Source organism: Streptomyces sp. WZ-12, assembly GCF_028898845.1.
Lineage (GTDB): Bacteria > Actinomycetota > Actinomycetes > Streptomycetales > Streptomycetaceae > Streptomyces.
This window is the reverse complement of sequence record NZ_CP118574.1, coordinates 5,839,570-5,856,204: the sequence shown is the minus strand read 5'-3', so window position 1 is coordinate 5,856,204 and position 16,635 is coordinate 5,839,570. Positions and strand designations below refer to the sequence as shown.

At 73.9% G+C, this 16,635-nt stretch carries 12 protein-coding genes and 2 pseudogenes; 12 read left to right on the top strand and 2 right to left on the bottom strand.

Features of this window, described 5'->3' with window-relative positions:
- The first annotated feature begins 40 nt into the window (after positions 1-40).
- The 6 genes and pseudogenes from PV796_RS25285 (at position 41) to PV796_RS25265 (ending at position 5,919) form a co-directional block, all read left to right on the top strand.
- On the top strand, positions 41-1,426 hold the full coding sequence (locus tag PV796_RS25285; RefSeq protein WP_274915678.1) for an extracellular solute-binding protein: 1,386 nt from the start codon (positions 41-43) through the stop codon (positions 1,424-1,426).
- A gap of 11 nt (positions 1,427-1,437) precedes the next feature.
- Positions 1,438-2,394, top strand: a complete 957-nt coding sequence (locus tag PV796_RS25280; protein WP_274915677.1) for a carbohydrate ABC transporter permease — start codon at positions 1,438-1,440, stop codon at positions 2,392-2,394.
- Positions 2,395-2,421: 27 nt separating this feature from the next.
- Positions 2,422-3,330, top strand: a complete 909-nt coding sequence (locus tag PV796_RS25275; RefSeq protein WP_274915676.1) for a carbohydrate ABC transporter permease — start codon at positions 2,422-2,424, stop codon at positions 3,328-3,330.
- 46 nt (positions 3,331-3,376) lie between these two features.
- Positions 3,377-4,366, top strand: a pseudogene (locus PV796_RS42435) (family 4 glycosyl hydrolase); the annotation flags it as partial.
- A gap of 258 nt (positions 4,367-4,624) precedes the next feature.
- A pseudogene (locus tag PV796_RS42430) lies at positions 4,625-4,936 on the top strand (family 4 glycosyl hydrolase); the annotation flags it as partial.
- Positions 4,927-5,919: an N-acetylglucosamine kinase gene (locus tag PV796_RS25265; protein WP_274915674.1), complete on the top strand. Its 993-nt coding sequence runs from the start codon at positions 4,927-4,929 to the stop codon at positions 5,917-5,919. The pseudogene PV796_RS42430 and the gene PV796_RS25265, both read left to right, overlap by 10 nt.
- Before the next feature lie 257 nt (positions 5,920-6,176).
- Here the strand turns inward: PV796_RS25265 and PV796_RS25260 are convergent, their stop codons facing one another.
- Both PV796_RS25260 and PV796_RS25255 read right to left on the bottom strand, forming a co-directional pair.
- Positions 6,177-6,482 (bottom strand): hypothetical protein, encoded by a 306-nt coding sequence (locus tag PV796_RS25260; protein WP_274915673.1) that lies wholly within the window; start codon positions 6,480-6,482, stop codon positions 6,177-6,179.
- Between the two features lie 172 nt (positions 6,483-6,654).
- Positions 6,655-7,347 (bottom strand): FadR/GntR family transcriptional regulator, encoded by a 693-nt coding sequence (locus PV796_RS25255; RefSeq protein ID WP_274915672.1) that lies wholly within the window; start codon positions 7,345-7,347, stop codon positions 6,655-6,657.
- Positions 7,348-7,671: 324 nt separating this feature from the next.
- On the opposite strand from PV796_RS25255, the gene PV796_RS25250 reads away from it, so the two are divergent.
- The 6 genes from PV796_RS25250 (at position 7,672) to PV796_RS25225 (ending at position 16,619) form a co-directional block, all read left to right on the top strand.
- On the top strand, positions 7,672-9,099 hold the full coding sequence (locus PV796_RS25250; RefSeq protein ID WP_446750699.1) for a hypothetical protein: 1,428 nt from the start codon (positions 7,672-7,674) through the stop codon (positions 9,097-9,099).
- A gap of 14 nt (positions 9,100-9,113) precedes the next feature.
- A complete protein-coding gene (locus PV796_RS25245) occupies positions 9,114-10,121 on the top strand; it encodes a glutamate ABC transporter substrate-binding protein (protein WP_274919227.1) in 1,008 nt (335 codons plus the stop codon).
- Between the two features lie 150 nt (positions 10,122-10,271).
- Positions 10,272-11,573 carry a hypothetical protein gene (locus PV796_RS25240; RefSeq protein WP_274915671.1) on the top strand — a complete coding sequence of 434 codons (1,302 nt, stop codon included), beginning with the start codon at positions 10,272-10,274 and terminating at the stop codon, positions 11,571-11,573.
- Complete coding sequence (locus PV796_RS25235; protein WP_274915670.1) at positions 11,570-14,224, top strand: serine/threonine-protein kinase; 2,655 nt, start codon at positions 11,570-11,572, stop codon at positions 14,222-14,224. The genes PV796_RS25240 and PV796_RS25235 overlap by 4 nt, the downstream gene beginning before the upstream one ends.
- Position 14,225: 1 nt before the next feature.
- Positions 14,226-15,644 carry a PP2C family protein-serine/threonine phosphatase gene (locus PV796_RS25230; protein WP_274915669.1) on the top strand — a complete coding sequence of 473 codons (1,419 nt, stop codon included), beginning with the start codon at positions 14,226-14,228 and terminating at the stop codon, positions 15,642-15,644.
- Between the two features lie 123 nt (positions 15,645-15,767).
- Positions 15,768-16,619, top strand: coding sequence for a hypothetical protein (locus PV796_RS25225; protein WP_274915668.1), 852 nt, complete (start codon positions 15,768-15,770; stop codon positions 16,617-16,619).
- The last annotated feature ends 16 nt before the right edge of the window (positions 16,620-16,635 follow it).

Sequence of the window (16,635 nt, the reverse complement as noted above, 5' to 3'; positions counted from 1 at the left end):
CCTACGGGCCCCAAGGAACCCTTGACGTAAGGAAGTCCGCATGCCGCTCCCCCACCCGGCCGCCCGCATCCGTCCTCGTCCCCGTGGCCGGTTCCGCCGTCCGGGCCGCCGTCTGCTGGTCGGGCTGGCCGCCGTCGGGGTGCTCACCGCGGGGTGCGCCCACCCCAGCGTCGGCAGCGACCGCGACGACCCCAGCAAGCCCGTCACCCTCACCTTCTGGCACGGCTGGTCCGAGGCGGGCGAGGTCAAGGCGATCGACGACAGCATCGCGCGGTTCGAGAAGCTGCACCCCAACATCACCGTGAAGGCCGTCGGCAACGTCTCCGACGACACCATGAACCAGGCGCTGCGGGCCGGCGGCAGCGACGCACCCGACGTGGTGTCCTCGTTCACCACCAACAACGTGGGCCAGTACTGCTCGTCCGGCATGTGGGCGGACCTCGACCCGTTCCTGAAGAAGAGCGGCGTGGTGAAGGAGAAGGTCTTCCCGAAGACCCTGCTCGACTACACCCGATACCGCGGCCGGCAATGCGCCCTCCCCCTGCTCGCCGACACCTACGGCCTCTACTACAACAAGGACGCCTTCCGACGCGCCGGCATCGACCGGCCGCCGCACACCATGTCGGAGCTGAAACGGGACGCCGCGAAACTCACCCGCCGCGCCCCGAACGGCTCCTATCGACAAGTCGGCTTCATGCCCAACTTCCGCCTCTACCAGAACAGTCCGGACCGGCTCTTCGCCCAATGGGGCCCCACCTACTTCGACCACAGCGGCAAGGCGCAGCTCGCCGAGGACCCCAAGACCCGGGAATTCTTCACCACCCAGCGGGCCCTCATCGACGCCCAGGGCGGCTATTTCGCGATGGAGAAGTTCCGCGCCGGATTCGGCGACGAAATGTCCTCGCAGAACGCCTTCCTGCGGCAGAAGGTGGCCATGCACATGGACGGCGAATGGCGCGGCCTGCTCCTCAAGGAGGCCAAGGCGCCGTTCGCCTGGGGCGTCGCGCCGATGCCGGTGCCGGACGACCAGGCGGACACCTACGGCCGCGGCTACCTCACCGGCACCATCGCCGGCATCGCGCACAGCAGCCAACACCAGAACGCGGCATGGGAGTTGGTGAGATTCCTGACCGTGAACACCGACCAGGTCGTCGCGTTCGCCAACGCCATTCACAACGTCCCGTCCACCAATGCCGCGCTCACCTCCCCCAAGCTGGACGCCGACCCGGAATTCCGCACCTTCCTCGGCATCGCCCGCAATCCGCACAGCACCGCACTGCCCCCGTCCAACAACGGCGACATGTACGTCACCTCGCTCCAGGACTTCGCCTACGCCGAGGAGGCCGGAAAGGTCCCCGACCTCGGCGCGGGACTGCGCCGACTCGACGCGCGGATCGACGCCGACAACCTCCAGTCCGAGAACTGACGGAGCCCGCCATGGCAGCCACCCTCCCCACCGCGCCGGCGCTGCGGCGCAAACACCTCCGCGAACGCCTGCGCATCCTGGGATTCCTCTCCCCCTGGCTCGTCGGATTCTCGGTGTTCTTCGGCTATCCGCTGATCGCCACCGTCTATTTCTCCTTCATGCACTACAACCAGATCGAGCAACCCACCTTCGTGGGCCTGCGGAACTGGACCTACGTCCTGACCCAGATGCCGCTCTTCGGGCCGGCGCTGTGGAACACGCTCTGGCTGGTCGTGGTGATGGTGGCGCTCCGGGTCGTCTTCGGCCTGGGCATCGGCCTGCTGATCACCAAGGTGAAATCGGGCGCCGGATTCTTCCGCACCGCGTTCTACCTCCCGTACCTGGCACCGCCGGTGGCCGCCACCGTCGCCTTCGTCTTCCTGCTCAACCCGGCGACCGGCCCGGTCAACGAGATCCTCGGATCGCTCGGCATCCCGGCCCCTCAGTGGTTCAACGACCCGGCCTGGTCCAAGCCGTCGCTGGTGCTGCTGTCCCTGTGGGGCATCGGCGACCTGATGGTGATCTTCATGGCCGCGCTGCTGGACGTCCCCAAGGAGCAGTACGAGGCCGCCGAGTTGGACGGCGCGGGCGCCTGGGGGAAGTTCCGCTATGTGACCTGGCCGTCGATCACCCCGATCGTGCTGTTCGCGGTGGTCACCGGCGTGGTCCAGACCATGCAGTACTACACCCAGGCGCTGGTCGCCGGGAAGCTGGCGTCCGGCGTCACCATCGGCCCCGGCAGCGTCATCCAGCCCGGCTATCCGGACCACTCCACCCTGACCGTGCCGCAGCTCGTCTACTCGGTGGGCTTCCAGAACTTCAACACCGGTGCGGCCTGCGCCCTTTCCCTGGTGCTCTTCGCCCTCGCGATGGCCGTCACCACCCTGTTGATGCGCAAGCGCGCCGGCCTGCTCCCGGCGGAGGACTGACCCGCCATGACGGAGGACTGACCCGACGTGACCAGCACGACGCTCGCCCGCCGCCGCCCGGCGCGGGCCACCGCCCCCGGCACCGCCGGCTCCCCGGCCGCCCGCGCCCGCCGCAAGCGGCTGCTGCACTGGATCGCCGTGCACGCGCTGGCGATCGCCGCCGCCCTGTTCTTCCTCCTCCCCTTCGTCTTCGTCTTCCTGACCTCCGTCATGACCGACGACCAGGCGATGAGCGGCGAACTGTGGCCGCACCAGTGGAAGTGGTCCAACTACACGGCGGTGTTCACCACCCCCGGCTTCCTCGACTGGTGGAAGAACTCCCTGCTCTACGCGGGCCTGGGCACCCTCTTCACGGTCTGCTCGGCGGTCCCCGTCGCCTATGCGCTGGCCCGCTTCCGCTTCCGCGGCCGCCGCACCGCGATGATCCTCGTGATCGCCACGATGATGCTGCCGCCCCAGGTCATCGTCATCCCGATGTATCTGGTGTGGGCCCAGCAACTCCATCTGACCGGCTCCATCTGGCCGTTGGTCATCCCGATGGCGTTCGGCGACGCCTACTCCATCTTCCTGCTGCGACAGTTCCTGCTGACGATCCCGCAGGAGTACGTGGAGTCCGCGAAGGTGGACGGCTGCGGCGAAGTGCGCACCCTGCTGCGGATCATCGTCCCGATGGCCCGCCCCGGCATCGCCGCCATCGCCCTCTTCCAGTTCTTCTACTGCTGGAACGACTACTTCGGCCCGCAGATCTACGCCGCGCAGAACCCGGCCGCCTGGACGCTCTCCTACGGCCTGGAGTCCTTCAAGAGCGCGCACAGCGTCAACTGGAACCTCACCATGGCCGCGACGCTGCTGGTCATGGCCCCCGTCATCCTCGTCTTCTTCTTCGCGCAGAAAGCCTTCGTCGAAGGCGTCACACTCACCGGAGTGAAGGGCTGAAACGGACATGCTGCCAACTTCCGGGGCGCGCGCCCCGTACTCCCGCATCAAGATCGCCGTGGTCGGCGGCGGCTCGACCTACACCCCCGAACTCATCGACGGCTTCGCGCGGTTGCGGGACGCCCTGCCGGTCGCCGAGCTCACCCTGATCGACCCGGCCACCGACCGGCTGGAGCTGGTCGGCCAGCTGGCCCGGCGGATCTTCGCCGCCCAGGGCCACCCGGGCCGGATCACCTGGACCGACGACCTGGACGCCGGCCTCGACGGCGCCGACGCCGTCCTCCTCCAACTGCGGGTCGGCGGGCAGGCCGCCCGCAACCAGGACGAGACCTGGCCGCTCACCTGCGGCTGCGTCGGCCAGGAGACCACCGGCGCGGGCGGCCTGGCCAAGGCGCTGCGCACCGTCCCGGTCGTGCTGGACATCGCCGAACGGGTGCGCCGGCGCTGCCCGGACGCCTGGATCGTGGACTTCACCAACCCGGTCGGCATCGTCACCCGGGCCCTGCTCAACCACGGCCACAAGGCCGTCGGCCTGTGCAACGTCGCCATCGGCTTCCAACGCAAGTTCGCCCGCCTGCTGGGCGTCGCCCCCGAGCGGGTGCAGTTGGAGCACGTCGGCCTCAACCACCTCACCTGGGAGCGCGCCGTCCGCGTCGACGGCGAGGACGTGCTCCCCAAGCTGCTCGCCGAGCACGGCGGGGCCATCGCCGACGACATCCGGATGCCCCGCGCGCTCCTCGACCACCTGGGCGTCGTCCCCTCCTACTACCTGCGCTACTTCTACCAACACGACGCGGTCGTGTCGGAGTTGCGCACCAAGCCCTCGCGCGCCGCCGAGGTCGCCGCCATCGAACGCCAGCTCCTCGACCTCTACGCCGACCCCACCCTCGCCGAAAAGCCAGAACTCCTCTCCCGCCGCGGCGGCGCCTTCTACTCGGAAGCGGCGGTGGCCCTGACGTCGTCCCTGCTCGGAGGTGGCCGCACCGCGGGTGGGGCCGGGGCGCCGGTTGGGCTCACTGCCGCTGGTGGGCGTGGGGTTGGTGGTGCCGAGGCTGCGGGTGCCGGGAGCACGGGCGCCGGCGCCGGCGCTGGGGCTCCGATCGTTGGAACTCCGTTTGGTGGGGCTCCGGTTGGTGGGGCTCCGGTTGGTGAGGGCGTTGGTGCTGTTGGTGCTGACGGTGACGGCGGGGTTGTCAGTGCCGTTGGCGGAGCCGGTGCTAATGGTGGCGGCAGTGCCATCGGTGTCGGCGGTGCTACAGGTGGCGGCGCTGACGCCGCCGCCGTCGGTGACGTTCAGATCGTCAATACGCGGAACAACGGAACGTTGCCGTTCCTGCCGGATGATGCGGTGATCGAGGTGCCGGCGGCCGTTGGCCCCGGGGGGGCCTCCCCCCTCCCCCTCCGCCCCCTCGCCCCCCTGTTCGCCGGATTGGTCGGCAACGTCACGGCCTACGAGGACCTGGCCCTGGAGGCAGCCCTCAAGGGCGGCCGCGACCGGGTCTTCTCGGCACTCCTCGCACACCCCCTCATCGGACAGATCGACTACGCGGACCGGCTCACCGACGAGCTGATCGCACACAACCGGGAGCACCTCACGTGGGCCTGACCGGCACGGCGCTCGCCATCGACGCGGGCAACAGCAAGACCGACGTGGCCCTGGTGGCCACGGACGGCCGGGTCCTCGGCCGGGCCCGCGGCGGCGGCTTCCAACCGCCGCTGGTGGGCACCGCCCAAGCCGTAGACGTCCTCACCCCCTTGATCACCTCGGCCCGGGCGCAGGCCGGACTGACCGGCGACGCCCCGGTCACCCAGCTCTCCGCCTTCCTCGCCAACGCCGACCTCCCCGTCGAGGTGACCCGCCTGACCGCCGAACTGACCTCGCGCGGCTGGGCGGAAGCCGTCACCGTCCACAACGACACCTTCGCCCTGCTCCGGACCGGACTCCCCGACGGCGGCGAGCAGTTGGGCGTCGCCGTGGTCTGCGGCGCCGGCATCAACTGCGTCGGCCGCGGCCGCGGCGGAGCCACCGCCCGCTTCCCGTCCATCGGCCGCATCTCCGGCGACTGGGGCGGCGGCTCCTTCCTCGCCGACGAGGCGCTGTGGCACGCGGCACGCGCCGAGGACGGCCGGGGCGCCCCCAGCGAACTCGCCCGCGCGCTCCCCGCCCACTTCGGCCTGACCACCATGCTGGAGCTCATCGAGGCCCTACACCTGCACCGGATACCCGACGCCCGCCGGCACGAACTCGCCCCCCTCCTCTTCGACATCGCGGCGGGCGGCGACGCCGTCGCCCGCTCCATCGTGGGGCACCAGGCGGAGGAGGTCGCCACGATGGCCACCGTCGCCCTCCGGCGGCTCGACCTCCTCGCCGAGCCGACCCCGGTCATCCTCGGCGGCAGCGTCCTCGCCGCCCGGCACCCCCTCCTCCACGACCTTCTCACCCAACTCCTCGCCGAACGCGCCCCGAAGGCGCTCCCGCACGTCCTCACCGCCCCACCGATCCTCGGCGCCGCCCTGGACGCACTGGACCGGGCGACCCCGACGCCCCACCCGAACGCCTATCAACGGCTGCGAACGGAGTGGCCGTAGACCGGACCGGACCAGATCGGACCGGACCGGACCGGATCAGACTGGACTGGGTCGGACCCGGCCGGATCGGATCGGACCAGGCCAAGCCAGGCCGACTCGGGTCGTGTCGGGCCGACTTGGCTCGGCTCGGCTCAGGCCGGCTCGGGTCGGCTCGACCACGGCGGACCGTGCGCCTCGGCGCGGGCCGGGGGATGCGACACGGGGTCGCCCCAACCGGCCCTGCCCGGCGGCCTCGTGGGCGTGCGTCGCGAGCGTGCTCACCCCACCTGCACGCAGTCGCCTCTTCGCGTCTCGATGCGTTCGCCGGGGGTGAGGAGGAGGTCGGGCGGTGCGGGCGAGTGGTCGCGTTCCGTGATGATGATGAGGGGATGGTCGGTGTCGTTGATGATGAGGGTGGGGGTGCCGTCGGCGGAGTGGTAGACGGGGTAGGTACCGGCCGGGTTGATGTAGGTCGTGCCGCCGATGGTGAGGAAACCGCTGGCCGTAGTGGGGTGTTCGGGGACCGTCGGGGCGCCGGCGGCGGCCTTGAGGAGGGGGCTCAGGAGTCGGGTGATGCGGCGCATGGCGTGCCTCCGTTGCGTGGGTGGGGTCGGCGGGATCGCCAACCCTTCGTCACTCAGCGTAGTTTGAGAGGGATGCGTTCGGCAGCGGCGCGTGGGGTGAGGCAGGGGCGCGAGGAGAGATGGCCCGCGCCCCTCGGTGAGGGGCGCGGGCGGGCGGGAGTTGGCCCGGGGCTCAGTCGTCGAGCGGGAGGGCCAGGTCACGGACGTGGCCGGCGAGGAGGAGGACCGCGGCGTCGACGGCGGCCTGCGGGTCCTGGGCACGGATGGCGTCGGTGAGGCGGGAGTGCGGGTCGGTGGGGGCGGCGTCGGCGGTGTCCAGGCAGGCGGCGCGGCGGAGTTCCGCGCGCAGGGCGACGCTGAGCGAGCGGTAGATGTCGGCGAGGACGGGGTTGGCGCTGGCCTCCGCGACCAGGACGTGGAACTCGGCGTCGGCGGCGGTGAACGCGTCGCTGTCGTGCGTCGCGAGCGCGACCCGACGGCGGTCCAGGGCCGCCTCGATGCCGGCCAGTTGGGCGTCGGTGCGGTGTTTGGCGGCCTGACGGGCGGCGACCACGTCGAGACCCTGGCGGACCTGGGTGACATGGCTGAGCTCGGCGCGTTCCAGGCGGCGGCGGAGGGCGACCGCGCTGTCGTCGTCGGAGATCACGAACGTGCCGTCGCCCTGCCGGGGTTCGAGGAGGCCGGTGTGGACCAGGGAGCGGACCGCCTCGCGGACCGAGGCGCGGCTGACGCCGAGCGCCTCGGAGAGCGCGCTCTCCGGCGGGATGCGGCTGCCAACGGGCCAGACGCCGTTGACGATCTGGGTGCGGATCTCGTCGGTCGCACACTCCACGAGCGACACCCGGCCCTTACGGACGGTCTGCACGCGCTCACTCCTCCCCGGGGCGGCCGACGGCGGCGGGCCTCCGGTCCCGGTCACCTGATGTCCGGCGACTCCTCGCAAGGGTAATGCGGGGGCGGTGCACGGCGCGCTGCCCCGGAGGGGCACGGCTCCGGGAACCGGGGCGTGCCGGGCGGCGTGATGAGTCGTGACGGCCTGCGGCGGGCGTCGGGGCGCGCCCGTGGCGGGTGGCGATCCGAACAAGATCGGGTCAAGTCCGGTGTGCTGGTCGGGCGCTGCGGACATACTGACCGCCATGTGTCCGTGCCCGCAGCCAGCGCCCCAGGGGGTGGTTCTTCGGTGACGTCGGTGACGCCGGTCTCCTCGGTGACGTCCGCGCCGTCCGCGACCCCGTACGCCCCCGCGCCGGTCGTGGGACCCGGCGCGCGCCGGCGCACCGCGTGGGCCGAGGGGCTGGACCGGCTGCGGGCCGCCGCGACGACGGAGCCGGGACGGCTGCGGGCGCTCGGGGCGGTGCTGGCGCTGCTGGTCGTGGTGTTCGGTGCGGCCACCGCCTGGCAGGTGTCCGACCGTTCGGCGGCCGCCGACGACGTCGTGCGGCGCAGCCAGCCGCTGACCGCGGACGCGGCGGACGTCTACCGCTCGCTGGCGGACGCCGACACCACCGCCGCCGCCGGGTTCCTGGCCGGCGGGGCGGAGCCCGAGGCGACCCGGCAGCGGTACGCGGCGGACCTCGCCAAGGCGTCGCACCTGCTGGTCAAGGCGGCGGCGAACGCGCGGGTACCGGACGCGGAGGGCGGCCCGGCGGACCCGGCCGGGGCGCAGATCGCCCGGCTGAACCGGCTGTTGCCGCGGTACGCGGGCCTGGTGGAGACGGCCCGGGCCAACAACCGGCTCGGGCTGCCACTGGGCGGCGCCTATCTGCGGTACGCGAACGAGCAGATGCGCTCGGAACTCCTGCCGGCCGCCCGGGCGTTGTACGTGGCGGAGACGGAGCGGCTGGCCGCGGACCACCAACGGGCCACGGCCTGGCCCTGGTTCGCACTGGCGGCGGGGGTGATGGCCATCGGGGCACTGGCCTGGGCGCAGCGCCGGCACTACCGACGCACCAATCGGGTGTTCAACCGCGGTCTGCTCGCGGCGACGGTGGCGACGGCCGCGGCACTGCTGTGGCTGGCGGCGGGGCACACGGTGGCGCGCGCCGGGCTGTCCGACGCGTACGGGCACGGCGTCCGCTCGTTGGAGGCGCTCAACGTCGCCCGGATCGAGGCCCTACGGGCGCGCGGGGACGAGAACCTGACGCTGGTGGCGCGCGGCGCGGTGCTGACCAAGGACCAGAAGGACTTCTACGAGGTCGACTACCAGGCGGGGATGCGCGCGCTGGCCGGCCCCGGTCCGAAGGCCACCGGTGAGCTGGGGAGGGCGCTGGCGCTGTCGGACGACGCGGCGGGCCGGAGCCCGGTGCGGGACGCGGTGGCGGCCGCCGGGCAGTGGCGGGACCGGCACGCCGAGGCCCGACGGGCGGACGACCGGGGCGACTACGAGCGGGCGTTGGCCAAGGTGATCGGCGGGACGGGCTCCACCGGGGCGTCGTTCGACCGGGTGGACACCGGGCTGGGCCGGGCGCTGGTCCACGAGCAGCAGCGGTTCCGGTCGACGGCGGACGGCGGGCGCGCGGCGTTCGACGGGCTGGCGGTGGGCGGCGCGGCGCTGGCCGTATTGGCCGCGGCGGCCGCGCTGCTGGGTGTCGGGCGCAGGCTGTCGGAGTACCGGTGAGGGGGTCTGGGGAGATGGTGGTGCGCGGGCGGAGGCTGCGGGATCTGCGGGCCGTGCTGGCGCCGGTCGCGGCGGGCATGGCCGTGATGGCGGCGGCCGCGACGGTGTTGGTGCCCGCGCTCGGCCATGGTGGCCACTCCCAGGGCCCCGGGCCGGCGGCGATGCACCGGGCGTACGGGCCGGGTGCCGGCCGCGCGCAGCCGGCCGCGGCGGGCTGCACGCCGGCCACCGCGACCCGGAGCCTTAGGCCCTCGTCGGCCGACGGCCCGGCGGTGGAGCGGATCAAGAAGAAGGGCCAACTGGTCGTCGGGGTGGACCAGAACACCTACCGGTGGGGCTACCGCAATCCGGACACCGGCCAGTTGGAGGGCTTCGACATCGATCTGGCGCGGGCCATCGCCAAGGACATCCTGGGGCCGGACGCCAAGGTCGTCTTCCAGGCGGTGCCGACCAACCAGCGGATCCCGGCGGTCCAGCAGCGCGCGGTCGACATGGTGGTGCGGACCATGACGATCAACTGCGAGCGCACGTCCCAAGTGGCCTTCTCCACAGCGTACTTCCAGGCCGGGCAGCAGGTGCTCGCCCCCAAGACGTCGCCGATCACCGCGTTCGACGACTCGCTGCGCGGCAAACGGGTGTGCACCGCGGCCGGTTCGACGGGCGAGGCGGAGCTGGCGAGACGGAGCCACGGCGCGCGGGTGCTGACCGCGCCCAACCAGCTGGACTGCCTGGTGCGGCTCCAGTTGGGCGAGGCGGACGCGGTGGTCACCGACAGCGCGCTGGCCGCGGCGCAGGCGGCGCAGGACCCGACGGTGGAGCTGAAGGGCAAGCAGTTCACCGACGAGTCGTACGGGGTGGCGATCAACAAGGCCGATCCGGACCTGGTGCGCCGGGTCAACGCGGTCCTGGTCGACTACCGCAGCGGCGGGGACGACAGCCCCTGGATGCGGGCGTACCGGAAGTGGTTGAAGGCCGATCTGCCCGGTATATCGGGGCCGCCGGCGCCCCAGTACAGCGACTGAGGCGGTCCGGCGACGGCCGGGTGCCCCACGGGGCGGCCGATGGGGTCACTATGGAGGGGCTGGAGCGGGAGAAGGGGTTGTCGACCAAGGACCGGCGAGCGCCGGGGGCATCAACCGCCGTGCACGGTACGCGTATTGGAGAGGTGAGCGATGGGGGTCCCTGGACCCTTCCCCGGCTCGGCGGGGAGACCCGATGCCCCGGTGTGGGACCGGGAGGAGGTGGACCGCGCCCTGGCGCGGCTCGGCGCCGAGTACGAGGCGCTGGAGACGTCGCTGCTCGCGCTGCAGGACCACGCCGGCCGCCGGCTCCTGGAGGGCGCCGAACTGTCGGGCGTCACCAAGGAGCGCTGGGCCGAGACGGAGCGGTCGATCGCGGTGCTGTGGGCGCTGTTCGACGCCTATACGGAGGCGTTGACGGCCGCCCGGAAGCTGCGGGCGCGCCGGCGTTGGCCGTCCACCGAGGAGCTCGCGGAGCTGTCGGAGCTGTTGCGGCACGGCGAGGTGACGGTGCCGGCCGCGGCGATCCACGACGTCGGCGGCGGGCGGCTGGGCCTGCCAGAGCTGGTCGCCCGGATGACCGGGCTCTACGCGCGCTCGCTGGACGTGATCGTGGCGGCCGACGCGGTGTGGTCGGCGCTGCCCGCCCGGATAGACCTGCTGGCCGAGGAGTTGCGGCGGACCCGGTCGCTGGCCCACTCGGTGGGGGTGCGCCCCGGTGAGCATCCGGCGGGCGACGATCTGGAGCGGATCACCGCGGAGTTGGCGCGGCTGCGCGCCCAGGTGATCGTGGATCCGTTGGCGTTCTGGGCGTCGGCGGGGGCCGGCAGCGCGGCGCCCGGCGGAGGCCGTCCGGACACCGCCCGCTACGACCGGGCGGCGCGGGCGCTGGAGGACATCCGGCGCGAGGTGGCGGCGGTGCTGGACGTGCGGCAGGACGCGGAGCGGCGGCTGATGCTGCTGCGGGACGTGCTGTCGCGGGCGGACCGGACGCTGACCGAGGCGCGGCAGGCGCGCGGCGAGGTGCTGGCGAAGATCGCCGCGACGGAGGTGCCGGCGGTCAGCGGCCCGTCGACGGCGCTGCACGAGCAGTTGGTGACGGCCGCGGAGTACCGCCGGCGGGCGCTGTGGCACCGGTTGTCACCGCTGCTCGATAGCCTGGAGGAGCGGGCGGAGGACGAACTGCGGCGGGCCCGCGAGTCGTTGACGGCGGTGACCGCGCCGCTGGCGGTGCGGGCCGAGCTGCGCGGCCGGTTGGACGCCTGCCGGGCGCGGGTGGCACGGCACGGGCTGGCGGCGGATCCGCTGCTGGTGGAGCGGTACGACCTGGCGCGCCGGATGCTGTGGAGCGCGCCGTGCGATCTGCGGGTCGCGGAGCAGGCGGTTTGGCGTTATCAGGAGGCGGCGGCGGAGGCGATGGTTCCGGAGCCGCGGAACGGCCGGGGGGAGAGTTGAGCGAACGGGACGGGGGACGCTGCCAGCGCCGGGAGTGCGAGGGGCACTACGAGGACGTCGGCGGCGGTGAACTGTACTGCGACGTCTGCGGGTTGGCGCCGGTGGTCTCCGTCGAGGGGCTGCTGTCGGTGACCGCGACGGTGCTGACGCGGCGGGCGGAGGCCGGGGGCGCGACGGTCGCCGCGCCGCCGCCGTCCGGGGCCCGCGCGCGCCGGGCGGCCGGAGCGCACGTCCCCGAGCGGTCGGCGGACGGCGACGGGCCCGGGAGCGGGTCGGCGAGCGGGTCGGGCAGCCGGGCGCCGGTGGTGGTGCGCGGCACCGGCGGCGGGCCGGGCGCGGGCTCCGGGAGCGGTTCCGGGGCCGCGCGCGGGCGGCTGGGCGCGGGGCTGGTGACGGTGCCGCAGGTGCCGCGGCGCGATCCCCTGGCGGCGGTGCTGGACGATCCGCAGGTGCCCGAACGCAAGCGGTTTTGCAGTCGGGGGGAGTGCGGGGCGCCGGTGGGCCGGGGCCGGGACGGCCGGCCGGGCCAGCCGGAGGGCTTCTGCACCAGGTGCGGGCATCCGTACAGCTTCGTACCGAAGTTGCGGTCCGGGGAGCTGGTGCACGACCAGTACGAGGTCGCGGGATGTCTGGCGCACGGCGGGCTGGGCTGGATCTATCTGGCCCGGGACCGCGCGGTGGACGACCGGTGGGTGGTGCTCAAGGGGCTGCTGGACACCGGCGACGAGGAGGCGCTGGCGGCGGCGGTGTCCGAGCGGCGGTTCCTGGCCGCCATCGAGCACCCGAACATCGTCCGGATCTACAACTTCGTGGAGCACCTGGACCGTTCGACGGGCAGCCGGGACGGCTACATCGTCATGGAGTACGTCGACGGCACCTCCCTGAAGGACCTCGCCAACGAGCGGCGCACGCCCCAGGGGCGGCGCGACCCGATGCCGGTGGAACAGGCGTGCGCGTACGGCATCGAGGCGCTGGAGGCGCTCGGGCACCTGCACGCCCGGGAGTTGCTGTACTGCGACTTCAAGGTCGACAACGCCATCCAGCAGCACGACCGGCTGAAGCTGATCGACCTGGGCGCGGTGCGGCGGGCGGACGACCACGAGAGCCCCATCTACGGCACCATCGGCTACCAGGCGCCCGAGGTCGGCGAGGCGGGCCCGTCGATCGCCTCCGACCTCTACACCGTCGCCCGCACCCTGGCCGTCCTCACCTTCGACTTCCAGGGCTACACCAACGTCTTCGCCGACTCCCTGCCGGATCCGGACCACATCGAGGTGTTCCGCCGCTACGAGTCCTTCTACCGGCTGCTGGTGCGGGCCACCGACCCCGATCCGGCGCGCCGCTTCGGGTCAGCGGAGGAGATGGCCGAGCAGCTGACGGGGGTGCTGCGGGAGGTGGTGGCGCTCCGTACGGGCGAGCCGCGGCCGGCGCTGTCCACCTTGTTCGGGCCGGAACTCCGGGTGGTGGGCACCGAACTGCTGCCGCCGCCGGCCGGCGACAGCTCGCTGCTGGGCGCCCGACGGGCCGGCCGGCGGCGGGCCGCCCGTACTACGGGCGCCGAGGACCCGGCGCGGGCGGCGGAGCGCCCGGCGCCGCTCCCGTTGGACGTGGCCGCCGCGGCGCTGGCGCTGCCGGTGCCGCGGGCCGACCCGGACGACCCCAACGCCGGCTTCCTGGCCGGGCTGCACGCCGCGACGCCGGCGGAGCTGCTGGGCGCCCTGCGCGCGGCGCCCGCCGACTCGCCGGAGGTGCGACTGCGGGCGCTGCGCGCCCAGTTGGAGCTGGCGGCGGACCCCGGCGCTCCGGTGCCCGGCGCACCGCCCCCGGCAACGGGGTGGGACGGCACCGCCCCGCCCACGGGTGACCAGGTGGACACCGACGGCCCGGTGGGCGCCGACCCCGCGTCGGACGCGGACGACGGGAGCGGGGACTGGCGGGCGGTGTGGCACCGCGGGCTGGGGGCGCTGGCCAGCGGCGACCGGGAGGGCGCGGCGCTGGCGTTCGACGCGGTCCTCGACGCCTTCCCCGGCGAGCCGGCGCCGAAGCTGGCGCTGGGCATCAGCGCCGAACTACTGGGGCAGTTGGACAACGCCGCGGAGTACTACCGACTCGTGTGGGCGACCGACCACGGTTATGTGAGTGCCGCGTTCGGGCTGGCCCGGGTGCGGCTGGCGGCCGGCGACCGGGAGGGCGCGGTGGCGGCACTGGAGTCCGTCCCGGAGGCGTCCATCCACTACACGGCGGCCCGGATCGCGGCGGTGCGGGCCCGGCTGCGGCAGCGCTCGCCCCAAGAGCCCCTGCTGCCGGATCTCACGGCCGCCGCCCAACAGGTCGAGACGCTGGCCGACTTCGGGCTGGACGACCGGCGCCGGGAACAACTGGCCACCGAGGTACTGGGCGGTGCCCTGGACTGGGTACTCTCCGGGAGCCACGGCGACGGGCCCGGCCACGGGGCCGGGGCCGACGGGCCGGACGGGCCGGTGCTTCCGCGGCAGCGGCCGGCGCTGCTCGGCAGTCCGCTGGACGAGCGCGGGCTGCGGTTCGGGCTGGAGCGGTCGTACCGCCTGCTGGCGCGGCTGGCGCAGCGTGGTGAGGAAAGGATCGAACTGGTGGAGCGGGCCAACCGCTTCCGCCCCAGGACATGGGTGTGACATGGGTATGAGTGGGCCGTCCCGGTGCCGGAACTGCGCTGAGCCGCTCGTCGCGGGGGACAACTACTGCGGGCGGTGTGGCGCCGATCCCCTGGCGCCGGCCGGGTTCGGCGGGGCCGCGGGATTCGGGGCCCCGCCGGCGGCGGGCTACGCGGCGGGCCCGACGGCACAGGCGGGCCCGCCACCGCCCGACCCCACGACCCGCCTGTCGTTCGGGGACGCGGTGGCGCCGCCGGCCGGTGGCGCCGCGGACCGGCCGGCCGACCCGCGAGTGGTCGGCTACGAGGCGGTCGCGGACGCCGCCGCCGGCACCCGGCCCGAAGGGGACGCCCCCGCCTGGGCGTTGACCGGCGCCGACGCCGGAGCGGAAGCGGAGCCCACCGCGGGCGCCCGCACCGCCCCCCTGCCCGGGACCGAAACGGAATCCGTAGCGGCGGACGGGGCGCCGACCGCGGCCTCGGACGCACCGGGGCCCGACGCGGCTTCCGGAGCGGCGTCCGGAACCCCCGCCGCGGCGGCCGCCGACCCCGACCCGGCGCCCGCCGCGGCCGGATCCGGAGCCACCCCGCCGGCCCCGACCGCGCGCGAACGGGACCACTTCGAGCGGGAGTCGGCCGGCGCCGCTGCGGTCAGCGACCGCGGCCGCCGGCACCACCGCAACGAGGACTTCTTCGCCCTGGCCGACACCGCGCTGCCGGACGGCTCGCCCGCGGTGATCGCGGTGGTCTGCGACGGCGTCTCCTCGGCGACCCGGCCGGACGACGCGTCCCTGGCCGCCGCCGAACGGGCCGCCGGGGCGCTGCGGATGTCGCTGCCGCGCGGCGAGCACCCGCAGCAGGCGATGCACGACGCGGTGCTGGCGGCCTCGGCGGCGGTCGACGCGCTGGCCGACGACCCGTCGATAGCGCACCACGAGTACCGCCAACAGAACGCCCCCGCCTGCACGTTCGTCGGCGCGGTGGTCGGCGGCGGGCTGCTGACCATCGGCTGGGTCGGCGACAGCCGGGCGTACTGGATCCCCGACGACCGCACCGCACCGCCGGTCCGGCTCACCGAGGACGACTCATGGGCCGCCCAGATGGTCGCGAACAACCTGATGACGGCGGCCGAGGCCAACGCCGACGAGCGGGCGCACGCCATCACCGGCTGGCTGGGCGCGGACGCCTACGAAGTCGAGCCGCACGTCGCGGCGTTCCGGCCGGACGGGCCGGGGAGCGTGGTGGTGTGCACGGACGGGCTGTGGAACTACGCCGAGTCGGCCGCGGCACTGGCCGCGGTGCTGCCCCTGGACGCGCCCGCCCGGCCGCTGCACGCCGCGCGGACGCTGGTCGGCCACGCCCTGGACGGCGGCGGCCACGACAACGTCACGGTCGCGGTGGTGCCGTTCCGGGCGGCCGCGACGGGGGCAGGATCGGCCTGAGCACCCGCGCGCCCCTCCCCCTCAGCTACCGGGGAGACCCCCGGCCCGGCCGTCAACCCCGCGCCGTCCGCCCACCGGTGGCCCGGCCGGCCGGCGGCGGCCACAAGGAGCGGAACGTCACCCATGGCCAACTTCGCCAAGTCGCGGGCACCGCGCTTCACCGCCGAGGTGCACCAGAACCCCCATCTGCCCGAGGGCGGGCGGGAGGTGCACGCCGTCATCACGGTCACCGCGACCGGCGGCGGCTCCACCGGCGGGCGCCCGGTGCCCCTACCGCGGCCGGAGCCGGTGGTTCCGGTCGCGGCCGCACAAGAAGGCGGGACCCTCGGCCCGGATGCCGGGGTCGTCCTGCGGGTGCGGACCCCGATGGGCGCCGAGGTGCGGTCGCTGCGCCAAGTGGCGCCCCCCGCCGGGGAACTGACCGGCCGGCGAAGAGCGTCGGGGCCGCGCGCGGGCGACTACCCGACCGGCCCCTGGGGCGACGAGTCCCGCGACTTCCACCTCTGCCTGCGCGTCCCGGACCCCGGGCTCGGCCGGGAGATGCTCGCCGCCCGGATCACGGTGCTGCTGCCCGCGCCCGACGGCAGCGCGCCCCGGGCCGTGGCGCAGGGCCTGGTGCGGGCCGTATGGACGGACGATCCGGCCGCCGCGGTACGGATCGATCCACAAGTGGCGCACCACACGGGACGGTCCGAACTGGCCCAAGCCGTTCAGCAGGTACTGGATGCGGCGAAGTCCCAAGATGCCGGTCGTGCCCTGGCGGAACTGCGGCGCGCACGCCGACTGGCCGTTGCCCCGGAGGACGGGGACACTACGAAACTCCTTGCGAAGGTGGTGGACGGCGTCGACACCGCGACCGGTACTGTGCGACAGGCGGCGAAGGCGACCGAGGCCCCGCGGGAGAGTTCCCGGGAGGCGTCCGGCCCCCGTTCCTCGCCCGGAGAAACCGCAATGAACAACCATGAACAGCCATGAACAGCACTGATCAGTA